The organism is Bradyrhizobium semiaridum, from assembly GCF_020329505.1.
Taxonomy (GTDB): domain Bacteria; phylum Pseudomonadota; class Alphaproteobacteria; order Rhizobiales; family Xanthobacteraceae; genus Bradyrhizobium; species Bradyrhizobium semiaridum.
The window spans coordinates 79,314-101,613 of record NZ_JAGKJJ010000022.1 but is presented as its reverse complement, the minus strand read 5'-3'; the positions used below and the strand labels follow the sequence as shown (position 1 = coordinate 101,613).

The following is a 22,300-nucleotide window of genomic DNA, read 5'->3' as shown; positions in this document are numbered from 1 at the left end:
TGATTCCGGCGGGCGAGCTTGCGGAAAGTGCGGCTTGTGCGGCCGCCCCGATGCCCTTAAGCAGGCGCCCAACGCCTGGTCAAGCATTTGGCCAAGCACTTGGAGGGGATCAGGAAATGACCATCGAGCTGCACACCTGGAACACGCCGAACGGCCGCAAGATCTCGGTGGCGCTGGAGGAGATGGGGCTGTCCTACAAGGTGATCCCGGTGAACATCTCGAAGGGCGAACAGATGGCGCCTGCCTTCCTCGCGATCAGCCCGAACAACAAGATCCCGGCGATCGTCGATCCCGACGGCCCCGGCGGCAAGCCGGTCAGCATCTTCGAATCCGGCGCGATCCTGCTCTATCTCGGTGAGAAGACCGGCAAGTTCCTGCCGAAGCCGCTGGCCGAGCGGATTCCCGTCTATGAATGGCTGATGTGGCAGATGGGCGGCTTCGGTCCGATGCCCGGCCAGGTGCACCACTTCATCGCGCTGGAGAACGAGCAGGACCGTGCCTACGGCCTGAAGCGCTACATGGCGGAGACGCGTCGGCTGTACGGCGTGCTGGATCGCCGCCTCGCAGAACGCGAATTCGTCGCCGGCGAACTCTCGGTGGCCGATTTCGCCATTCTCGGCTGGGCCTGGCGCCATCCGCGCCACAAGGTGGATCTCGCCGACTTCCCCAACGTCAAGCGGTGGTACGACGCGCTGATGGCCCGCCCGGCGACGAAGCGCGGCATGGAAGCAAAGCTTGATTGACGGGCGTTCTCTTCCCTTCTCCCCTTGTGGGAGAAGGCGGCGCGAAGCGCCGGATGAGGGATACGCCTCCGCAGATGAACTCGCGGAGAGATACCCCTCACCCGGCTTCGATGCTTTGCATCGAAGCCACCCCCTCCCACATTCGCCTTCGCCTGAGGGCTTCGGCGGACAAGAGGGGAGAGGGTTTGAGCGTGCAAGTGTTGCCAGTTCCTGGCTAACTCGCGTATGCACCATGTGCAGGATCGAAAAGGTGAGAAATTGAGATGACGATGGAGCTGAAGGGCGCGAGCGGCGAGGGGTTTGCGACGATTGCCGCCGACGGCCGCGTGCTGGATTCCTGGTTTCTTCAGCTGCGTCTGGTCGAGGGCGCAGGCAAATCGGCAACGGCGCGGCTGACGAAGGACGAGACCACCGGATCGCTGGGCGAGTCGGCGGACGGATATGCGCGACACGACGATATTCGCAATGTCGACATCGTTGCGGTCCGGACGGAAATCGCCTCGCTTGCATCTGCGCCGGCTGACGTGCACGACGCATATCTTCGCCTCCATCTGCTGAGCCACCGGCTCGTCCAGCCGAATTGCCTGAACCTTGATGGAATTTTCGGCCTGTTGCCCAACGTCGCCTGGACGACCTTCGGTCCCTGTGAACCCTCTCGTGTCGCTGAAGCGCGAATGGCAGCGCGCAAGCGTGCCGTCGCATTCGAGGTGACCGGCGTGGACAAGTTTCCGCGCATGACCGACTACGTGACGCATGCGGATGTGAGAATTGCCGATGCGGATCGCGTCAGGCTCGGCGCGCATTTGGCGCCGGGCACGACCGTGATGCATGAAGGCTTCTGCAATTTCAATGCAGGCACGCTCGGCCCCTGCATGGTCGAGGGACGGATCAGCGCCGGCGTGGTTGTGGCAAGTGGCAGCGACATCGGCGGCGGCGCGTCGATCATGGGCACGCTGTCCGGAGGAGGCAAAGAGCGGATCACGGTCGGTGAGCGCTGTCTGATCGGAGCCAACGCCGGTATCGGCATTTCGCTGGGTGACGACTGCATCGTCGAAGCCGGCTGTTACATCACGGCAGGCGCGCGCATCCTTTTGCAGGATGGCCGCGTGCTGAAAGCCAAGGAGCTTTCAGGCCAGAAGGGCCTTCTGTTCCGTCGCAATTCCCAGAGCGGCGCGCTCGAGGCCATCAGACGCGCAGCAAGCTGGGACGGCCTCAACGCGCAACTTCACGGCTAGGCGGAAGTCGCCGTCGCCGCCGCATGACGGCGCCGGCTCATAGGCGCACGGCCTAGGCGCGTCGCGCCTCGAGCGCCATCTTCACCGCCAGCCCCGCCAGCACGGTACCCATCAGCCAGCGCTGCACCAGCAGCCAGCTCGGGCGGGTGCCGAGGAACAGCGCGATCGAGCCGGCGGCGAGCGCGATCATCGCATTGACACTGACGCTGATCGCGATCTGGATCGAGCCGAGCGCGAGCGACTGCGTCAGCACGCTGCCGCCGGCGGGATCGATGAACTGCGGCAGCAGCGCAAGATAGAGCATCGCGATCTTCGGGTTGAGCAGATTGGTGACGAAGCCCATCGCGAACAGCTTGCGCGGACCGTCGACCTTGAGCGTCTTGACCTGGAACGGCGAGCGGCCGCCGGGCTTCAGCGCCTGCCATGCCAGCCACAGCAGATAGGCCGCGCCGGCGAAGCGCAGCGCGTCGTAGGCATACGGAATCGCGAACAGCAGCGCGGTGATGCCGAACGCCGCGCACAGCATGTAGAACACGAAGCCGAGCGCCACGCCGCCGAGCGAAACGATCCCCGCCGCCGGTCCCTGCGTGATCGAGCGCGAGATCAGATAGATCATGTTCGGCCCCGGCGTCAGCACCATGCCGAGCGACACGAGGGCAAAGCCGAGCAAAGCGGATGTGTGGGGCATGACGGATCTCGCGAGGGGATGCACGCATGTTTAGCGTGTGAACCGGCGCGCGGCCATGTTTGAATTGTTCTCGGAGCAATGTAGCTGCTACGGCGGTGGAAGGGCTTCCTCGCCCCGCTCTAGCGGGGAGAGGGTGGGTGAGGGGCTCTCTCCGCAGGAATGGTAAGAGTGAGTTCGCGGAGGTTTCCCCTCACCGGATCGCATCTGCGATGCGACCCGACCTCTCCCCGCAGGCGGGGAGAGGTGAAGCAAGCCTTAATGCGCCTCGTCCCAATTGGTCGCCGCGCGCGCGTCGACCTGCAGCGGCAGCGACAGGATCACGGCGGGGAACGGGGCGTCCTGCATCACCTTCTGCACCACCGGCAAGGTCGCCGCGACTTCATCGTCCGGCACCTCGAAGATCAGCTCGTCATGCACCTGCAGCAGCATCTGGGCCGAGAGCTTCTTCTCGGCGAGCGCGTCCTCGACGCGGATCATGGCGCGGCGGATGATGTCGGCGGCGGTGCCTTGCAGGCGGGCGTTGATCGCGGCGCGTTCGTTGAAGGCGCGCACCGAGGCGTTGGAGGCCTTGATGTCCGGATAGTACATCTTTCGGCCGAACAGCGTGGTGACGTAGCCGTTCCTGCGGCAGGCATCCTTGGTCTCGTCCATATAGGCGCGGATGCCGGGGAAGCGCTCGAAGTATTTCTTGATGTAGGCCGAGGCTTCCTCGCGGGCGATGCCGAGCTGGTTGGCGAGGCCGAACGCCGAGATGCCGTAGATGATGCCGAAGTTGATCGCTTTCGCCCGGCGCCGCACCTCGCTCGGCATGTCCTTGATCGGCACGCCGAACATTTCGGAGGCCGTCATCGCGTGGATGTCGAGTCCATCGCGGAACGCCTGGCGCAGCACCGGCACGTCGGCGATCTCGGCGAGCAGCCGCAGCTCGATCTGCGAGTAGTCCGCCGACACCAGCTTGTGACCCGGCGTCGCGATGAAGGCGCGGCGGATTTTCCGGCCGTCCTCGGTGCGGACCGGGATGTTCTGCAAATTCGGCTCGTTCGACGACAGCCGGCCCGTCGTGGTCGCGGCCAGCGCGTAGGTCGTATGCACGCGATGGGTCTGCGGGTTGACGTAGGTCGGCAGCGCATCGGTGTAGGTCGATTTCAGCTTGGAGACCTGGCGCCACTCCAGAATCCGCTTCGGGAATTCGTGGCCCTGCTCGGCGAGATCGTCCAGCACCTGGGCGGTGGTCGACCACGCGCCGGTCTTGGTCTTGGTGCCGCCGGGCAATCCCATCTTGCCGAAGATGATGTCGCCGATCTGCTTGGGGCTGCCGACATTGACCGGCTCGCCGGCGATCTCCTGAATCTCGGCCTCGACCCGCGCCGCGGTCTGGGCGAATTCGCCCGACAGCCGCGACAGCACCTGACGGTCGATCGAAATGCCGCGCCGTTCCATCCGCGCCAGCACCGCGACCAGCGGCCGCTCCAGCGTCTCGTAGACCGTCAGCATCCGCTCGGAGACGAGGCGCGGCTTCAGCACGCGCCACAGCCGCAGAATCACGTCGGCGCTTTCGGCGGCGTATTCTGTGGCCTTGTCGATCGTGACCTGATCAAAGGTCAGCTTGCCCTTGCCGCTGCCGACGAGACCGCCATAGCTGACGACGGCATGGCCGAACCAGCGCTCGGCGAGCTGCTCCAGCGCATGCGAGCCGCGGCCGGCGTCGAGCGCATAGGACATCAGCTGAGCATCGTCGGTGTTGGCAAGGGTGATGCCGTGCTGCGCCAGCAGCACCGCGGTGAATTTGGTGTTGAAGCCGACCTTCTGGATGCCTGTGGACTCAAGCAGCGGCTTCAGCGCGGCGAGCGCATCGGCCGGCTTGATCTGGCCGGGCGCCAGGCCGGCGTCGAACAGACCGGCGCCGCCGCCGGGCTGCTTGTGGCCGAGCGGCACGTAGCAGGCGTCGTTCGGCGCAACCGCGAGCGCGAGCCCGGACAGCTCGGCCTGCATCGGGTCGATCGATTCGCTCATCGCCTCGATCGCGAGATAGCCAGTGTCCTGCGCGCGTGCGAGGAAGGCGTTGAGCTGGTCGAGGCTGCCGATCGCCTGATACTTGCTGCGCTCGAAGCCGATCTTGCGAATGGCTTCGCCGCGGCTTTCCGCCAGTGCTGCCGGCGTGCCTTTCAGGCTCGAGGCCTTGTCGTCGCGGGCGCCGGTGGGTTTTGTGCGCTCCTTGACGGCCGATGCCGCAGGTGCCGCGGCCGTCGTTCCGTCGCCGGGCACAGGCTTCACATCCGACGGCGGCAGCGGTGAGAATACACTGGCGCCGCTCTTGTTGCCGGGGTCGGCGTCGACACTGGCCGGGTCGATCTGCGAGTATTCGGCGACGCGCCGGGTGAGGGTGGAGAACTCCATCGCCTTGAGGAAGGCGATCAGCCGGCGCGGGTCGGGCTCATGCACGGCGAGATCGTCGAGCGGCACTTCGAGCTCGACCTTGTCGTCGAGCAGAACCAGCTGCCGCGAGATGCGCGCCTTCTCGGCGTTCTCCAGCAACGCCTCGCGCCGCTTCGGCTGCTTGATCTCGGTGGCGCGGAACAAGAGCTGGTCGAGATCGCCGTATTCGATGATCAGCTGCGCCGCGGTCTTGACGCCGATGCCTGGCACGCCGGGCACGTTATCGGTGGAGTCGCCCGCCAGCGCCTGCACCTCGACCACCTTCTCCGGCGGCACGCCGAACTTCTCGATCACCTCGTCGCGGCCGATGCGGCGGTCCTTCATGGTGTCGAACATCACCACCTTGTCGGTGACGAGCTGCATCAGGTCCTTGTCCGACGACACGATCGTCGTGGTCGAGCCGCGCTCTGAGGCAAGGCGGGCATAGGTCGCGATCAGGTCGTCGGCCTCGAAGCCGACCTGCTCGAGGCAGGGCAGGTCGAAGGCGCGCACCGCCTCGCGGATCAGCGCGAATTGCGGGATCAGATCGTCGGGCGCCGGCGGCCGGTGCGCCTTGTAGTCGGGATAGATCTTGTTGCGGAAGGTGATCTCCGACTTGTCGAACACGATCGCCAGATGCGTCGGCTTGTTGTCGTCGGGCATTTCGCGCAGCAGCTTCCACAGCATGTTGCAGAAGCCGAGCACGGCGTTGACCTGCAGCCCGTCGGACTTGCGGTTCAGCGGCGGCAGCGCGTGATAGGCGCGGAAGATGTAGGAGGAGCCGTCGACCAGAAAGACGTGGTCGCCCTTCCCCGCGGCCTTGGCTGCGACGGGCTTTGCTGGGGTCTTGTCGGCTGATTTGGCGGGGGCTTTGGAGGCTGTCTTCGGCATGGCGGAAACTTAGGGATTTTCGCGCGAATTGACAGCCTTGACGGTGTGGATTTCGGGGTGCCGCACAGCGATTTCGCCTAGCTCAGACCCGTCATCCCGAGGTGCGAGCCTCTTCGGCGAGCCTCGAAGGATGCACGGCCCGGCTGGTGGCCGATTCATCCTTCGAGGCTCGCCGAAGAGGCGAGCGCCTCAGGATGACGGATCAGCAGCGCAACGCCTAAGCCTTATCCCCGGTCGGCGAGAACAGATAGCCGCCGCCGCGGATGGTGCGGATCACCGACGGCTTGCTCGGGTCGAACTCGATCTTGCGGCGGATGCGCATGATGCGGAGGTCGACGGCGCGGTCAAAGGCCTCGGCGTCGCGGGCATTGGCGAGTTCCAGGAGCCGCTCGCGCGACAAAACGCGTTTGGGATTGGCCGCGAACACCTTGAGCAGGCCGAATTCGGAGGCGGTCAGCGGGTGCTCGTTGCCCTCGTCGTCGCGCAGCGCCTGGGCCTCGAGGTCGAGCCATTTGGTGCCGAACCGCACCAATTGCTCCTTCTCGGCCTTGGCGGCCGAAGGTTCGGGCGCCGCCGCCTTGGCGGGACCGCTGCGCCGCAGCACCGAGCGGATGCGGGCCATCAGCTCGCGCAATTCGCAGGGTTTTGCGACGTAATCGTCGGCGCCGAGCTCGAGTCCGACCACGCGGTCGATCGGGCTGGCAGTAGCTGTCAGCATGATGACGGGGACGTTGATCTTGCTCTTGAGGTCGCGGATGATCGACAGCCCGTCTTCCTCGGGCATGTTGAGATCCAGCACCACGAGATCGGGCGTGCTGCTCTCGATCTCCTTGCGCAGGCTCTTGCCGCCATCGCACAGGGTCACGCCGAAGCCGTGCATCTTGAGGTAATCGCCGACCATCTCGCGGGCCGGCGCCTCGTCGTCGACGATGAAGATATGCGGTGTCTGGCTCATGATGGCTCTGTCGCGGGCAGTGTAACCGTAAAGGTCGAGCCCTGTCCGGGACCCGGGCTTTCCGCGGTCACATGGCCGCCATGCATGTCGATGATGCGCTTGACAATGGACAGGCCGAGGCCGGTCGAGCTCTCGCCCGCGGTCGGCTTGGCCGACAGCCGCTGGAACCGGCCGAACAGCCGCCCGAGATCCTCCGGGCTGAGGCCGGGGCCCTGATCGGCGATCCGGATCACGGTGTTCTCGCCCTCATGGCTGACGGTCACCGTGATCTTGCCGCCGATCGGCGAGTATTTGATGGCGTTGCTGAGCAGGTTGTCGATCGCCTCGCGGATCCGGTCGGCGTCGCACATCGTGACGAAATGCTGCGGTCCCGAGACCGCGATGCTCTGCTGCTTGTTGATCGCCGAGGGCAAATTGGCCTCGGAGACCTCGTTGACGAGAGCCGCGACGTCGACCGGCTCGCGGCGGATGGTGATGTCGAAAGCGTCGGCCATCGCATCCGAGATCAAATGGTCGACCATCGAGGTCAGCCGTTTGGTCGCATCCCTGATGTGATCGACCTGCGCGGTGATGCTCTCCTTCGACGAGCCGGCGCCGATCAATTCGGTCAGCATCTCGGTGCGGCCGAGGATGACGCCGAGCGGGTTCTTCAAATCGTGGGCGACGGTGCCGAGGATCTCGTTCTTGAAGCCGTTGGCGCGCTGCAGCCGCAGCCATTGCGCCGACAGCCGCCGGTTGGCCTGCATCAGCGCACGGGTGCGCTGCGCGACGCGGTCTTCGAGCTGGGTGTTGGCCTCGTGCAGCTGCCGGTACAGGATCACGTTGTCGAACGCGATCGACAGCCGGCTCGAGAAGATCTCGACCAGCGCACGGTCGGTGTCGGAGAGCGGGCGCTCGGCCTGCAGCAGCACCACGACCTCGCGGCCGGAGCCGGTGCGCAGATAGAGCACGCTGCGATGGTCGGCGAACTCGTTCTTGCGGCGCTGGAACGCGGCCTCCACCATCTGCCGCAGATCGGGATCGAGCGACTTCGACGAGGTGGTGCCGATGAAGCGGCTGTAGCAGCCGGAACAGGCCAGCACGGAGAAATCGGCCGCGGCCGCATTGCCGTTGTCGCGCAGCACCAGGATGCCGGCGCAGTCGACGTTGAGCAGCGAGGCGAGCTGGGTCAGCACGCCCTCGGCCAGCCGCTGCATCGACTTGAAGTCGTACAGCGTCGAGGCGGCGTCGATGATGATCTCGAGCCCGCGCCGCGTCTGCACCATCCGCTCGAGCTGCTGGTAGCTGCGCAGCGCCGCGGTCAGCGAGGTGAACAGCTTGTCGGCGGTGAGCTCGGTCTTCGCCTTGTAGTCGTTGATGTCGTACTGGACGATCACCCGCCGCTCCGGCGCCTGGCCCGGCTGGCCGGTGCGCAGGATGATGCGGACGGTCTCGTTCTTGATCTCGTTGCGGATGTATTCGACGAGCTCGAGTCCGGCGACGTCGGTCTCCATGATGACGTCGAGCAGCACGGCTGCGATGTCGGGGTTGTCCCGCATCAGCGTGCGACCTTCGGCCGCGGAATAGGCCGACAGGATCTCCAGCGTCGAGCCGTTCAGATTGTAGTCGCTCAGCGCGAAGCGGGTGCCCTCATGCACCGCATGATCGTCGTCGATGACTGCGATCTTCCATTTGCGGGCCGACGAGTCCTCCGGGGGGCTCTCGGTATCGTCGATCAGTTGGAGGACATCGTCCTGTTCGGCCATTGACTGGTTCCGTCGGCTGCTGCGTCAGCGATCGTGGGCTGCCCCATGGGGTGTCCTTTGGCGATCCTGGGCATGATAATGCGAAAAGTGGTGCCTTGTCCTAGTCTTGACTCCAGCATCATGCGTCCACCGAGCTGCTGGGTGACGAGGTTATAGACGATATGCAGGCCGAGGCCCGTACCACCTTCGTTGCGGCGCGTCGTAAAGAAGGGGTCGAACGCCTGCCGCTGCACGTCCGGCGTCATGCCGGCTCCGTCGTCGGCGAAAATGATCTCGACATCGTCGGGGCCGCGCCCGCGCGCCGAGATCGTGATGGTGCCGGAGCGGCCGTCGGCAAAGGCATGATTGACGGCGTTGAGGAAAAGATTGGTTAAGATCTGGCCATACGCCCCGGGATAACCGTCGATCAGCAGCCCGTCGGGCACGTCGACCGACAGCGCGATGGCCGCCTTCTTCAGCACCGGGCGCAGGCTGGCCACGATCTGGTCGGTCGATTCGCTCAAGGCGAACTGGCGCCGCTCGGCATGCGAGCGGTCGACCGCGACCTGCTTGAACGACTGGATCAGTTCACCGGCGCGCTGCAGATTGGCGACCAGCTGCTGGGCGGCATCGCGCGAGGTGCGGACGAACTCGTCGAGCTTGGAGCGGCGCAACTGCTCGGTCTTCAGATCGTTCTCGAAGATCTCGGTACGCCGCGCGAAGCTCGAGGCGACCGTGAGGCTGATGCCGATCGGGTTGTTGACCTCGTGCGCGACGCCGGCGACGAGGCCGCCGAGCGCTGCGAGGCGCTCGGCATCGATCAGGTTCTGCTGCGCGGTGTTGAGCTCGAGCAGCGCGGACTCGGCCTTCTCCTTGGCGGTGCGCAGCTCGTCCTCGGTCTTGCGCTTGGCGATCGCGTTCTCGCGGAACACCTCGACCGCGCGCGCCATCGCGCCGACCTCGTCCTTGGCCGAGGTGCCCTGCACCGGCCGGTCGAGATCGCCCGAGGTGATGGTGCGCATCGCGGCCATGATCTGCGCCAGCGGCAGCCGGATCGACAGCGCGATCATGACGCCGGCGGCCATGATGATGCCGAGGAAGATCACCGCGATCGACAGCACCCGGCGCGAGATCGCGGACAGCGTCTTGTCGAACGTCTCCTGCGCTTTCTGCTCGCGCTGGCGCATCTTGGTCGAGAGGTCGTCGATCGCGCCGATCGCGTCGGCCTGGCTGGCGTCGATGGTGTTGCGCAATAGCTCGGTGCGGCCGGCGAGCTGCTCGCTCAGCTTGGCGAGCCCGTCGCGCAGCTCCGCGGTCTTCACCTTCAGCCGCGCCAGCGCCATGCGCTGCAGGTCGTTGTCGGCAAGATCGGCCATGACCGGGATGGTCTTCTCGATCGTATCGGTGTTGCGGCGGGCTTCCTCGGCGGACGCCGAGGCGAGCGACAGGTAATAGGCGTTGGCGGCGACCAGCAACGAGGTGAAGGCCTCGCGGGACTTGCCGAGCGCCGGCCAGATCAGCGCGTCGCGATGGCCGGTCGCGCCCTCGATGATCGAATACAGCCCGGCCATGTCCCTGGTCGGCGCCAGCACCTGCTCGTCATAGGTCTTGGTGATGGCGGTCTGCAGGGTGCGCAGCTCGCCGAAGCCGTCGAGGAAGCGGCTGGTGGTGCGCTCCAGCTCCTCCACCGAGCCCGACAGCATCGGATCGGTCGAGGCCCGGTTGGTCAGCGTGCCGAGCACCGCCTCGCGCAGCAGCAGGATCTCCGCGAACAGGTCCGGGCTCGGCTGGTTGATGTAGCGGTGGATCAGGTTCTGCAGCCTGGAGGTCTCGCTTTCCAGCTTGGCGAGAATCTTGTCGGACTCCCGCACCTGGCGGACATCGTCCCAGGCCGAGCCGAGCACCTTGGCGCCGTTCCAGATCAGGAAGGCGAGCGCGATCACGACCGCCGAATTGAGCAGGGCGATCGACAGGATGCGCCAGCGGATCGGCACCGCACGCAGCAGCTGGACAACGCGGAAGCGGCCCTGCGGCCCGAACGCCGCCGGCGATTTCGTCACATTGTCCTGGTTGGTCGCGGCCAAGCTCCGGTTACTCCACGTTGCGGATGCGTTCGATCAGCGCCGAGATCGCGGGATCGCGCTCGGCCCTGGCGTAGATGCCGGCCATCGCCGCCTCGAACGGCTTGCGGTCGATCTCCGTGACGATCCTGACGCCGGCGTCCTGCGCCTGCTTCTGCGAGCGCTCCTCGAGCTCCTTCCATTTCTCGCGCATGTAGATGCTGGAGCGCTGCGCGGCCTCGCGGAAGGTCGCCTGCTCGCCCGGCGACAGGCTGGCCCAGGCTTTTTGCGACATCACCAGCACCTCCGGGCTCACCGTGTGCATGGTCAGGGAATAGTTGCCGGCATATTTGTAGTGGCCGGTGGTGACGAAGGATGGCCAGTTGTTCTCGGCACCGTCGATCAGCCTGTTGGCGAGCCCGGTCAGGACCTGGCCGTAGGGCATCTCGACTGGCTCGGCGCCGAGCGCGCGGATCATGTCCGACATCTGCTGCGACTGCTGCACCCGCAACCGCAGGCCCTTGAGATCCTCGAGCGACCGCACCGGCCGGACGCTGTTGTAGATCGAGCGGGCGCCGGAATCGTAGAACGCCAGCCCGACGAAGCCGTGCGCTTCGAAGCTGTTCAGGATCTCGGCGCCGATCGGCCCGTCCAGCACCTTTCGCAGGTGCTCAAGCGACCGAAACAGGAACGGCATCGCCAGCACGTTCACGGACGGCACCATCGTCCCGATCAGCGCGACGTTGGTCCGGTTGAGGTCGATGGCCCCGGCCCGGGTCTGCTCCAGCGTCTCCTTTTCCTCGCCGAGCTGGCGGGAATGGAAGACCACCATCCGATGCCGGCCATTGCTGCGTTCGGCGATCAGATGGCCCATGTAATTCAGCGCCTGGACCGTCGGATAATCCTCATTCTGAGTATCGGCCGTGCGGAATTCGCGCGCAGGGGCGCTCGCCGAAACCGCCGTGCACAGCAGCGTCGCGACGAGCGTCATGGTCCGCGAAAGGCCGGCGCGGCGATACACAGGCTACAATTCCCCTTGTGGATTGTGTCTGGGGCGGGAAGAAAAGGTTCATCGCTTTTTTAGCAGAATGCCGCTGCTTCGCCCATCAGCCAAACGTTAAATCGCAGGCAACCGGCCCAGCCGATTGCAACCGCTGATGTTGCGCCTTATGACGGCGTGTTGCCACCGGGAATCGGCCCATCGTGAACTTTGTCTTGAAAGTCCTGCAGCTTGCCGCCGCGGCTGTTCTGCTCCTGTCGCCGGCGCACGCTGCAACCGAGATCATGTGGTGGCATGCGATGTCGGGCGAGCTAGGCAAGCAGGTCGAGAAGCTCGCCGCCGATTTCAACGCCACGCAATCCGACTACCGGATCGTGCCCGCCTACAAGGGCAATTACACCGAGACCGTCACCGCGGCGATCTTCGCCTTCCGCTCGCGCAGCCAGCCGGCGATCGTGCAGGTCAACGAGATCGCCACCGCGACCATGATGGCGGCGCGGGGTGCGATCTATCCGGTGTTCGAGCTGATGCGCGATCAGTCGGAGGCGTTCACGCCGTCGGCCTATCTGCCGGCAGTGGTCGGCTACTACGCCGACGTCCACGGCAACATGCTGTCGTTCCCTTTCAATGCGTCGACGCCGATCCTCTACTACAACAAGGACATGTTCCGCTCGGCCGGGCTCGATCCGAACGTGGCGCCCAGGACCTGGCCCGACGTCGGCGCTGCGGCAAAGCGGCTGCGCGCGGCGGGCATGATGTGCGGGCTCACCACGTCATGGCCGTCCTGGATCAATGTCGAGAATTTTTCCGCGTTCCACAATCTGCCGCTGGCGACCAAGGCCAACGGCTTCGGCGGGCTCGACGCGCAGCTGATCTTCAACAATCCGATTGTGGTGCGCCACATCGCGCAGCTGGCGGACTGGCAGAGCAGCAAGGCCTTCGACTTCAGCGGCCGCGGCCAGGCGGCCGAGCCGCGATTCCAGAAGGGTGAATGCGGCATCTTCATCGGCTCCTCCGGCACGCGCGCCGACATCAGGGCCAATTCGAAGTTCGAGGTCGGCTACGGCATGATGCCGTACGATCCCGACGTGCAGGGCGCGCCGCAAAACTCGATCATCGGCGGCGCCACGCTGTGGGTGCTGCGCGACCGGCCGCGCGCCGAATATGCCGGTGTCGCAAAGTTCTTTTCCTACCTCTCGCGGCCCGAGGTGCAGGCCGCCTGGCACCAGAACACCGGCTATCTGCCGATCACCCGCGCCGCGTTCGACCTCAGCCGCACCCAGGGCTTCTATGACCGCAATCCCGGCGCCTCGATCTCGATCGAGGAGGTGACGCTGAAGCCGCCGACCGACAATTCCAGGGGCATCCGGCTCGGCTCGTTCGTCCTGATCCGCGACGTGATCGAGGACGAGCTCGAGCAGGTGTTCGCCGGCAAGCGCTCGGCGCAGGCCGCGATGGACAACGCCGTCGAGCGCGGCAACCGCCTGCTGCGCCAGTTCGAGCGCGCCAATCCGGACCGGTGAGGGTTGCTGTAGCATCGGTGGAGCGAAGCGATACCCATCACTTCACCGCGCGCGTTGCGCTGGGCGAGACGTGAGGTGAGCACGTTGCACGGGCTCCCTCCCCCCTTGCGGGGGAGGGTCGGGGAGAGGGGTGCCACACGGCGCGCTCTCTCCATCTGTATATCGACGACATGCGACCGATGTCGCGAGGCCGCGGCCAGCGTCGATCATCTCGCCCGCGGCTACCCCTCTCCCCACCCTCTCCCGCAAGGGGAGAGGGAGCCTGACAGGTGTGCTCACCTCACTTGGATCAACCGATGCCATCCAAAGCTGCGTAGCCCGGATGCAGCGAAGCGAAATCCGGGGCCGCCGTTTCGAGTGATGCAGAATCCCGGATTGCGCTTCGCTGCATCCGGGCTACAGGATCGCGTCTCGCAATGATCATCCTTCCTCCGATCTCCGACTACGACACTTATCGCAGCTGGCGGGGCGATCCCGCGCGCTGGCTGCCGGTCGTGCGCGAGATCGCCGATCGGCATAGCCTCGCCTGCACCGCGCCGCATGTGTTTGCGACCGGCACCAACCTGGTCGTCGGCCTCGATGGCGAGCTGATCCTGAAGATATTCCCGCCGCTCCTGCGTCCGCAATTCGTCTCCGAGCGCATGACGCTCGGCCAGCTCCGCGAGCGGCTCGCTATTCCGATCCCCGAGATCGTCGCGGAGGGCGAGCGCGACGGCTGGCCGTATCTCGTCATCACCCGCCTCGAAGGCGTGGTCGGATCGGAGGTGTGGCCATCGCTCGCGGAAGCCGAGCGCGAGCGCGTGCTCGGCGAGATCGGCGCCGTCATCGCGGCGGTGCAGCGGGTGCCGGTGGGCCCCCTGCTTGCGATCGAGCCGCGCTGGGATGTCTTCATGCGCGGACAGATCGCGCAGTGCCGGACCCGCCACGTGCGGCTCGGCCTGCCGGCAAAATTCCTCGCCGGCCTCGACGATCTCTTGCGCGCCGCCGCCGAATTGATCCCGATGGATGCGCCGCCGGTGATCCTGACCGGCGAGTACATCCCGGAAAACTTTCTGCTGGCGCGCCGGACCGATGGCTGGCACGTCACCGGCCTGTTCGACTTCGGCGACATGCAGACCGGGTGGGGCGAGTACGACCTGCTCGGCCCCAGTGCCTTCATGGCCGCCGGCCATCCGCGCCGCGTGCGCAGCCTGCTCGACGGCTTCGGCATCGCGCGCGAGGACGTGACGTTCGGGTTGAAGCGCCGGCTGATGGCGCTGCTGCTGCTGCACCGGCACAGCGATCCGCTCCGGCACATCTGCATTTCCGATTGGCCGGATAAGGCCAGCGACCTCGTCCAGCTGCAGGAGCTGATCTGGCCTGACTAGGCGCGTCGGGCCGACCGGTTCTGGGTTAAGCCAAAAAGGAGGGCATCGTTAGATCGTGCCCTCATATTAGGCAGGTAATCGGGCTTTGTATGCAATTTGGCTTCGCCCGAACTAAATACCGATACTGCGTTACTTCACATATTTCATAGACTTACCTGGAAATAAGCTTTCATTAAGGGTTGGCACGAACCTTGCGAACCCCTGTTCCAAAGGCCGTTTTGTTTAAGGGCATTTGGAGCACCCCATGAAGCGTCGCGATTTCCTCAAATCGGTATCCGGATTGGCGGCGGGCGTGCTGGCGCCGACGGCGCCCGCGATTTTCTCCCCGGCCAGGGCCGACGCGCGATCCGAGACGCTGCTGATCGTTTCCGAAGGCGGACCCAACAATCTCGACATCCACGGCATCGGCACCAACGTGCCCGGCTATGAGGTGTCGTGGAATTGCTATGACCGGCTGATCAGCCACGAAATGAAGAGCGGTCCGGGCGGCGTCCCCTATTACGACCGCGACAAGTTCAAGGGCGAACTCGCCGAGGACATGAACATCGGCGACATGTCGGTCACCTTCAAGCTGCGCAAGAACGCCAAATTCCACGACGGTGCGCCGGTCACCGCCAAGGACGTCAAATGGTCGCTCGACCGCGCCGTCAGCGTCGGCGGATTCCCGACCTTCCAGATGAGCGCGGGCTCGCTGACCAAGCCGGAGCAGTTCGTCGTCGTCGATGACTACACGGTGCGTGTCGACTTCCTGAAGAAGGACAGGCTGACGATCCCCGATCTCGCGGTCATCGTGCCCTGCGTCGTCAACTCCGAGCTGGTGAAGAAGAACGCCAGTGAGAAGGATCCCTGGGGCCTCGAGTTTACGAAGCAGCAGACCGCGGGCTCCGGCGCCTACAAGGTGACGAAGTGGACGGCGGGCACCGAAGTCGTGATGGAGCGCAATGACGATTGGGCGTGCGGTCCGGCCCCGAAGATTCGGCGCGTGATCTGGCGCATGGTGCCGCAGGCCGGCAACCGCCGCGCGCTGCTCGAGCGCGGCGATGCCGACATCTCCTATGAGCTGCCGTTCAAGGACTTCCAGGAGATGAAGGCGAACGGCAAGCTCAACGTGGTGTCGCTGCCGTTCTCCAACGGCATCCAGTATATCGGCATGAACGTGACCAGGCCGCCGTTCGACAATCCCAAGGTGCGGCAGGCGATGGCTTATGCGATGCCGTACCAGAAGATCATGGATGCGGTGCTGTTCGGCCTCGCCAATCCGATGTTCGGCGCGGCCAAGGACAAGCCGACCGAGGTCGCCTGGCCGCAGCCGACCAAATATGTCACCGACATGGAGAAGGCGAAGGCGCTGCTCACTGAGGCCGGCTACGCCAACGGCTTCGAGACCACGATCTCGTTCGACCTGAATTTCGCCGGCGTCAACGAGCCGCTCTGCGTGCTGGTGCAGGAGAGCCTCGCGCAGCTCGGCATCAAGGCCACGATCAACAAGGTGCCCGGCGCCAACTGGCGCACGGAGCTCACCAAGAAGGAGATGCCGCTGTTCACCAACGTGTTCTCGGGCTGGCTCGATTATCCCGAGTACTTCTTCTACTGGTGCTATCACGGCAACAATTCGATCTTCAACACGATGAGCTACAAGTCGCCCGAGATGGACAAGCTCATCGACGGCGCGCGCATCGCCGCCGCGACCGGCGATACCGCGGCCTACGACGCCGACGTCAAAGGCTTCGTCGATCTCGCCTACGCCGACATCCCGCGCATCCCGCTCTATCAGCCCTTCGTCAACGTCGCGATGCAGAAGAACGTGACCGGCTACCAATACTGGTTCCACCGCCGCCTGGATTATCGCGCGATGGCGAAGGGTTAGGTGGCGAATGGTGAATGGCGAATAGCGAATAGGGAGTAGCGAAAAATGGACGGCTGCGACGGGCAACTATTCGCCATTCGCCATTCAATATTCGCGCGAGCGGAGCGCGCCTCATGCTGACCATGATCGGCAAGCGGCTTCTGTTCGCGATCCCGTCGCTGATCGGGGTCGTGATCGTCACCTTTCTGCTGACGCGCGCGTTGCCGGGCGATCCGGCGGCGTATTTCGCCGGGCCGGCGGCGACCAAGGAGGCGATCGACCAGATCAGGAAGAAGCTCGGCTTCGATAAGCCGTTGATCGAGCAGTTCGTGCGCTACACCTATGATCTTGCCCATGGCGATCTCGGCACGTCGCTGACCACGGGGCAGCCGGTGGCGGCCGAGCTGCGCAATCGGCTGCCGGCGTCGGCCGAGCTGACGCTGCTCGGCCTCGTCGTCTCGATCGTGATCGCGATTCCGCTTGGCGTGCTGGCGGCGACGCGGCCGGGCTCCTGGATCGACCATCTCTGTCGCGTCACCACGACGGCGGGCGTGTCGCTGCCGGTGTTCTTCACCGGGCTCGTACTGGTCTACGTGTTCTATTTTCGCCTCGGCTGGTCGCCGGCGCCGCTCGGCCGGCTCGACGTGTTCTATAGCGCGCCGCCCACAGTCACCGGCTTCTATTTGATCGACACGCTGATCGCCCGCGACGTCGAGGCGTTCCGCTCGGCGCTCGGCCAATTGATCCTGCCGGCGGTGACGCTTGCGGTCTTCTCGCTGGCGCCGATCGCCCGCATGACGCGCGCCTCGATGCTGGCGGTGCTGGCCTCAGACTTCGTCCGCACCGCGCGCGCCAGCGGCCTGTCGCCCGGCAAGGTGATCGTTACCTACGCGTTCCGCAATGCGATGCTGCCGGTGGTCACCACGCTCAGCATGGTGTTCTCCTTCCTGCTCGGGGCCAACGTGCTGGTCGAAAAAGTGTTCGCCTGGCCCGGCATCGGCTCCTATGCCGTCGAGGCGCTGATCGCCTCCGACTTCGCCCCGGTGCAGGGTTTTGTCCTCACCATGGCAGTCATGTACGTGCTGCTCAATCTCATCATCGACATTCTCTATGGCGTCATCGATCCACGCGTCAGGCTGGAGGGCTAGGGCATGATGCCGAAAAGCGAGTCTTCCGAAAGAGATCATGCTCGGGGGAGAGAGCCATGAGCACAGTTGCGCCGGCAGTCGAACCGGTCGGCCCGGCGCGAACGTCCGGGCTCGCCGCGATCATCGAGCAGACCCGCTACGTGCTCGGCGAGAACAAGGTCACCGGCTTTGCCTTCGCGCTGCTGCTCATGATCCTGTTTGCGGCGCTGTTCGGCCCCTACGTCGTGCCCTACGATCCGCTTGCGTCCGACACCGCCGCTGCATTGAAGCCGCCGTCCGCCGTGCACTGGTTCGGCACCGACCAGCTCGGCCGCGACATCTTCAGCCGTGTCATCGACGCGACGAGGCTCGATACTTTCATCGCGGTCGCCTCCGTCGTGCTGGTGTTCCTGATGGGCGGCCTCGCCGGCATCGCCGCCGGCTATTTCGGCGGATGGACCGACCGCATCGTCGGCCGCATCGCCGACACCATCATGGCGTTCCCACTGTTCGTGCTGGCGATGGGCATCGTCGCGGCGCTCGGCAACACCGTGCAGAACATCATCATCGCGACCGCGATCGTGAACTTTCCGCTCTATGCGCGGGTCGCGCGGGCCGAAGCCAATGTCCGCCGCAGTGCCGGCTTCGTGCAGGCGGCGCGGCTCTCCGGCAACGGCGAGTACCGCATCCTCCTGGTGCACATCCTGCCGAACATCATGCCGATCATGATCGTGCAGATGTCGCTGACCATGGGATACGCGATCCTCAACGCCGCGGGCCTGTCCTTCATCGGCCTCGGCGTCCGGCCGCCGACCGCGGAGTGGGGCATCATGGTGGCCGAGGGCGCCGGCTTCATGGTGTCGGGCGAATGGTGGATCGCGCTGTTCCCCGGCCTTGCGCTGATGATCGCGGTGTTCTGCTTCAACCTGCTCGGCGACGGCCTGCGCGACATCGTCGACCCGCAGCGGAGGACGTGATGAGGGAATCTTTCGTGCGGCGCGGACTTGTTCGCCTCTCCCTGCACGCGGGGAGAGGCCGAGCCGCGCTAGCGGACCGGGTGAGGGGGAGTTTCCGCGCACTCCTCAGCCAGTTGTGTCCGCTGATAGATGCCCCTTATCCCAGCCTTCTCCCGGTAAGAACGGGGAGAAAGGGGCACGCCGCCGCAGCGGAGGACGTGATGGCTGTCATATTGCGGTTTCCAAATACCGCTCCGCTCCTTTGCATGGGGTTGTTTTTCGCAATATTGGTTGACCGCCCGCCGGAGAGGCGCGCATGACCGCCCACCCGCTGCTCGACGTCAGGGACCTCACCGTCGAATTCACCACCCGCCGCGGCATCGTTAAGGCGGTGCAGCATGTCGACATCGCCGTCGGCAAGGGCGAGACCGTCGGCATCGTCGGCGAGTCCGGCTCCGGCAAGTCGGTGACGTCGTATGCCGTGATGCGCATCCTCGACCGCGCCGGCAAGATCGCCGAAGGCTCGGTGATGTTCTCCGGCATCGACGTCAAGGCAGCGACCGAGAGCCAGATGCGCGACCTGCGCGGCCGCGAGGTCTCGATGATCTTCCAGAACCCGCGCGCCGCGCTCAATCCGATCCGGAAAGTCGGCGATCAGATCGAGGACGTGCTGCGCCAGCACGTGCAGCAGGCGCAGGTCGGCGATCGCGGCGAGAAGGCGATCGAGGCGCTGGAGCAGGTCAAGATCGCGCGTCCCCGCGAACGCTACCACGCCTATCCGTTCGAACTGTCCGGCGGCATGTGCCAGCGCGTCGTGATCGCGCTGGCGCTGGCCTGCAATCCGCAGCTCTTGATCGCCGACGAGCCGACCACCGGGCTCGACGTCACCACCCAGAAGGCGGTGATGGATCTGATCGTCGAGCTGACCAGGCGGCGCTCGATGTCGACCATCCTGATCACGCACGATCTCGGCCTCGCCGCAGCCTATTGCAACCGCGTCGTGGTGATGGAGAAGGGCCGCGTGGTCGAGACCGCCAAATCGGCCGACATCTTCGCCGCGCCTCAGCATCCCTACACCAAGAAGCTGATGCGCGCGACGCCGCGGCTCGGCGTCTCGCTGCGCGACCTGCTGCCGGAGGATGACTCTCTTGCCTCTCCCCGCTCGCGGGGAGAGGCCGACCCGCGTAGCGGAGCGGGTGAGGGGGACTCTCCAAGCACCGTGCTCGCGGAGAGTCCCCCTCACCCCAACCCTCTCCCCGCAAGCGGGGAGAGGGGGATGCCCCTCCTCTCCGTCGAGAACCTGATCAAGGAATACCCGCGCCAGGGCGCGACCTCGGTGCTGCGGAAGCTGTTCGGCCGCAAGCCGCCGGTGGAGGAAGCGATCTTCCGCGCCGTCGACGGCATCAGCTTTTCGGTCGGCCGCGGCGAGAGCGTCGGGCTGGTCGGCGAATCCGGCTGCGGCAAGTCGACGACGTCGATGATGGTGATGCGGCTGCTCGACCAGACCTCGGGCCGTATCCTGTTCGACGGCGAGGACATCGGCAGCATCGTCCCGCAATCGTTCGCGCGGCTGCCGCAGCGCAGCCAGATCCAGATGGTGTTCCAGGATCCGACCGACAGCCTCAACCCGCGCTTCACCGCGGCGCGCGCGATCGCCGATCCGATCCTGCAACTCGGCGATGTCAGGGGGCGCGATGCGCTGCGTGCCCGCTGCGAGGAGCTGGCGCGGCTGGTCGGCCTGCCGGTCAATTTACTGGACCGCTTTCCGCATCAGCTCTCCGGCGGCCAGAAGGCGCGCGTCGGCATTGCGCGCGCGATTGCGCTGCATCCGAGGCTGGTGATTCTCGACGAGCCGACCGCCGCGCTCGACGTCTCGGTGCAGGCGGTCGTGCTCAACCTGCTGCAGGATCTCAAGCAGTCGATGGGCATGAGCTATCTGTTCGTGTCGCACGATCTCAATGTGGTGCGGCTGCTCTGCGACCGCGTCATCGTGATGCGCGCCGGTCGCATCGTCGAGCAGGGCGCGTCCGAACAGGTCTTGGGCAATCCGCAGGATGCCTATACAAGGGAGCTGCTGACGGCGATCCCGCATCCGCCGTTGCCGGTTTGACGACGCATGATCCGGAAAAGTGGGAACCGGTTTTCCGAATAGATCATGCGCAAAGAGTATTGAACGGGAGCGAAATGGCCGATCATCTCGACGACTATATCGACGCCGTCGCGCGTGCGATGGCGCTGCCGGTGGAGGACGCCTGGCGTCCCGCGGTGCGCGCCAATCTCGAAGTCTCGCTACGGCTGGCGCTGCTGGTCGATGATTTCCCGCTGCCGGACGAAGCCGAGTCCGCCGCGATCTATACGGCTTGAAATCGCGATGCCCGAGACTCCCGCCCACATGTCCGCAGCCGCGATCGCGCAGGCCGTCTCGACCCGGAAGCTGACCGCGCTTGCGGCGACCGAGGCCGCGCTCGCGCGCATCGCCGCGCATGACAAGACGCTCAATTCCTTCACCGACGTCACCGCCGATCGCGCCCGTGCCAAAGCGAAGGCCGTCGACGCGGCGATCGCCGACGGCAAACCGGTCGGTCCGCTGGCCGGCGTTCCCTTCGCGGTGAAGAACCTGTTCGACGTGCAGGGGCTCTCGACCCGCGCCGGTTCGAAGATCAATCGCGACTTGCCGCCGTCGCCGCGCGACGCGACATTGATCGAGCGGATGGAGGCGGCCGGCGCCGTGCTGGTCGGCGCGCTCAACATGGGCGAATACGCCTACGACTTCACCGGCGAGAACGTGCATGATGGCCCGTCGCGCAATCCGCACGATCCGACGCGGATGACGGGCGGCTCCTCTGGCGGCTCCGGCAGCGCGGTCGGCGGCGCGCTGGTGCCGATCGCGCTCGGCTCTGACACCAACGGCTCGATCCGCGTGCCGGCCTCGTTCTGCGGCATCTTCGGCCTGAAGCCAACCTTCGGCCGGCTGTCGCGGGCGCGGACCTATCCGTTCGTGGCGAGCCTCGATCACCTCGGCCCGCTCGCGCGCAGCGTGACCGATCTTGCGCTCGCCTATGATGCGATGCAGGGGCCGGATGCCGATGACGCTGGTTGTGCCGGCCGATCATTCGAGCCGACATTGCCTCTGCTGACCCATGATATCGGCGGGCTGCGCATTGCGATCGCCGGCGGCTATTTTCAGAAGAATGTCTTCCCTGAAGCAGTGGAGGCCGTCGCGCGCGTGGCGAAGGCGCTCGGCGCCACGCAGACTGTCGAATTACCTGAAGCCGCGCGCGCTCGCGCCGCGGCCTATATCATCACCACCACCGAGGGCGCCTCGCTGCATCTCGATCGCTTGCGCAAGCGCCCCAACGATTTCGATCCGGCGGTGCGCGACCGCTTCCTCGCCGGTGCGATGGTCCCCGCCGTCTATGTCGACAAGGCACAGAAATTCCGCCGCTGGTACCGGGCGAAGGTGCTGGAGCTGTTCAACTCGGTCGACGTCATCCTGGCGCCGGCCACCCCCGGCACCGCGCCGAAGCTCGGACAAGTCAATTTCGTGCTCGATGGCGTCGAGCTGCCGGTCCGCGCCAACATCGGCATCCACACCCAGCCGATCTCCTACATCGGCCTGCCCGTCGTCGCCGTGCCGGTGCCGCTGGAGCCGATGCCGATCGGCGTGCAAATCATCGCCGCGCCGTGGCGCGAGGATATCGCGCTGCGCGTGGCCTATGCGCTGGAAAAGATGGGTGTCGCCGCCGCGCCGGCGCCGAGAGGAATTTGAA

At 65.5% G+C, this 22,300-nt stretch carries 16 protein-coding genes; 10 read left to right on the top strand and 6 right to left on the bottom strand.

The annotated features are described in order from the left end of the window. Positions 1–116 precede the first annotated feature (116 nt). Positions 117–743, top strand: coding sequence for a glutathione S-transferase family protein (locus J6500_RS23275; RefSeq protein WP_225715029.1), 627 nt, complete (start codon positions 117–119; stop codon positions 741–743). A 263-nt stretch (positions 744–1,006) separates the two neighbouring features. Further along, positions 1,007–1,978, top strand: coding sequence for a 2,3,4,5-tetrahydropyridine-2,6-dicarboxylate N-succinyltransferase (gene dapD / locus J6500_RS23270; RefSeq protein ID WP_225715028.1), 972 nt, complete (start codon positions 1,007–1,009; stop codon positions 1,976–1,978). A gap of 52 nt (positions 1,979–2,030) precedes the next feature. Here dapD and J6500_RS23265 read toward each other — a convergent pair whose 3' ends face one another. The 6 genes from J6500_RS23265 to J6500_RS23240 form a co-directional block, all read right to left on the bottom strand. Continuing rightward, positions 2,031–2,666 carry a LysE family translocator gene (locus tag J6500_RS23265; protein ID WP_225715027.1) on the bottom strand — a complete coding sequence of 212 codons (636 nt, stop codon included), beginning with the start codon at positions 2,664–2,666 and terminating at the stop codon, positions 2,031–2,033. A gap of 255 nt (positions 2,667–2,921) precedes the next feature. Further along, positions 2,922–5,972, bottom strand: coding sequence for a DNA polymerase I (gene polA / locus J6500_RS23260; protein WP_225715026.1), 3,051 nt, complete (start codon positions 5,970–5,972; stop codon positions 2,922–2,924). Between the two features lie 217 nt (positions 5,973–6,189). Then, positions 6,190–6,927, bottom strand: a complete 738-nt coding sequence (locus tag J6500_RS23255) for a response regulator (RefSeq protein ID WP_225715025.1) — start codon at positions 6,925–6,927, stop codon at positions 6,190–6,192. Then, entirely contained in the window at positions 6,924–8,672 is a 1,749-nt protein-coding gene (locus J6500_RS23250; protein ID WP_225715024.1) for an ATP-binding response regulator, read from the bottom strand. The genes J6500_RS23255 and J6500_RS23250 overlap by 4 nt, the downstream gene beginning before the upstream one ends. Next, a complete protein-coding gene (locus tag J6500_RS23245; protein WP_225715039.1) occupies positions 8,642–10,645 on the bottom strand; it encodes a sensor histidine kinase in 2,004 nt (667 codons plus the stop codon). Before J6500_RS23245 ends, J6500_RS23250 begins: the two co-directional genes overlap by 31 nt. 97 nt (positions 10,646–10,742) lie before the next feature. Continuing rightward, positions 10,743–11,702 carry a TRAP transporter substrate-binding protein gene (locus tag J6500_RS23240; protein ID WP_225715038.1) on the bottom strand — a complete coding sequence of 320 codons (960 nt, stop codon included), beginning with the start codon at positions 11,700–11,702 and terminating at the stop codon, positions 10,743–10,745. 212 nt (positions 11,703–11,914) lie between these two features. On the opposite strand from J6500_RS23240, the gene ugpB reads away from it, so the two are divergent. The 8 genes from ugpB to J6500_RS23200 all read left to right on the top strand — a co-directional run bounded on the left by ugpB (position 11,915) and on the right by J6500_RS23200 (position 22,299). Next, positions 11,915–13,234 carry a sn-glycerol-3-phosphate ABC transporter substrate-binding protein UgpB gene (gene ugpB, locus J6500_RS23235; RefSeq protein WP_225715023.1) on the top strand — a complete coding sequence of 440 codons (1,320 nt, stop codon included), beginning with the start codon at positions 11,915–11,917 and terminating at the stop codon, positions 13,232–13,234. Between the two features lie 416 nt (positions 13,235–13,650). Then, positions 13,651–14,601 carry an aminoglycoside phosphotransferase family protein gene (locus J6500_RS23230; RefSeq protein WP_225715022.1) on the top strand — a complete coding sequence of 317 codons (951 nt, stop codon included), beginning with the start codon at positions 13,651–13,653 and terminating at the stop codon, positions 14,599–14,601. Between the two features lie 244 nt (positions 14,602–14,845). Then, the gene (locus tag J6500_RS23225; RefSeq protein ID WP_225715021.1) at positions 14,846–16,468 is read left to right on the top strand and encodes an ABC transporter substrate-binding protein; all 1,623 of its coding nucleotides are present in this window, start codon (positions 14,846–14,848) and stop codon (positions 16,466–16,468) included. Between the two features lie 113 nt (positions 16,469–16,581). Further along, the gene (locus J6500_RS23220) at positions 16,582–17,595 is read left to right on the top strand and encodes an ABC transporter permease (protein ID WP_225715020.1); all 1,014 of its coding nucleotides are present in this window, start codon (positions 16,582–16,584) and stop codon (positions 17,593–17,595) included. Positions 17,596–17,651: 56 nt separating this feature from the next. Next, on the top strand, positions 17,652–18,551 hold the full coding sequence (locus tag J6500_RS23215; RefSeq protein ID WP_225715019.1) for an ABC transporter permease: 900 nt from the start codon (positions 17,652–17,654) through the stop codon (positions 18,549–18,551). Between the two features lie 295 nt (positions 18,552–18,846). Then, entirely contained in the window at positions 18,847–20,640 is a 1,794-nt protein-coding gene (locus J6500_RS23210; protein ID WP_225715018.1) for a dipeptide ABC transporter ATP-binding protein, read from the top strand. 74 nt (positions 20,641–20,714) lie between these two features. Then, the gene (locus tag J6500_RS23205; RefSeq protein ID WP_225715017.1) at positions 20,715–20,894 is read left to right on the top strand and encodes a DUF4089 domain-containing protein; all 180 of its coding nucleotides are present in this window, start codon (positions 20,715–20,717) and stop codon (positions 20,892–20,894) included. Between the two features lie 7 nt (positions 20,895–20,901). Then, positions 20,902–22,299 (top strand): AtzE family amidohydrolase, encoded by a 1,398-nt coding sequence (locus J6500_RS23200; protein WP_225715016.1) that lies wholly within the window; start codon positions 20,902–20,904, stop codon positions 22,297–22,299. The last annotated feature ends 1 nt before the right edge of the window (position 22,300 follow it).